General features: G+C 69.3%; 1 protein-coding gene. It reads right to left on the bottom strand.

The window, feature by feature from the left end; genetic code table 11:
* On the bottom strand, positions 1-622 hold a 622-nt coding region (locus D7Y04_RS42495; RefSeq protein WP_147477329.1), incomplete at both ends, for a condensation domain-containing protein.

Here is a 622-nt window from a genome sequence, read left to right as displayed (position 1 = left end):
GTCCTGGTGCGTGAAGGCTTCCAGGGCCGTGGTCCGCGTGCTCGCCAGCAGCTCCGCGAAGGTGGTCCCCGGAGCGAACCGCGTGCGCAGGACGACGGTGTTGGTGAAGAGGCCGACGAGGTCTTCGAGCGCGGGATGGGGACGGCCGGAGACCGGCGTGCCCACGGACACGTCATCCTGTCCCGAGTGCCGATGCAGCAACGCGCTGAGCGCCGCGCCGAGGACCATGAAGTGCGTGACCTGGTGCTCGCGGCATACCTTCGTGAGCGCCTGCTCCAGCGCGGGGGACAGTCGGTGGAAGCGACTGAGCGCGCCTGTGTCTCCGAGGACAGAGGGCCGGGGCTTGTCGGTGGGCAGGGATAGGAAAGCGGGAGCACCGGCGAGCTGGTGCTTCCAGTACTCGAGGTGGGCGCCTTCGCGCTCCCGGACAGGGGCTGAGTGCTGCCAGGCCGCCACGTCAGCGTAGTCGAGCGGGAGCTGGGGCAGCGCGGGCATCCGCTGCTGACCGAGGGCCGCGTAGGCCTGGGACAGCTCGTGCAAGAGGATGTCGATGCTCAGGCCATCGACCACGATGTGGTGCAGCACGAGCAGGAGGACATGATGCTCGGGCGCGAGGCGGAAC

The sequence above is a fragment of the Corallococcus sp. AB038B genome, assembly GCF_003668955.1.
In the GTDB taxonomy this organism is placed as follows: Bacteria; Myxococcota; Myxococcia; order Myxococcales; family Myxococcaceae; genus Corallococcus; species Corallococcus exiguus.
The sequence above is the reverse complement of the archived record's forward strand: the minus strand, read 5'-3'. Positions and strand labels throughout refer to the sequence as shown.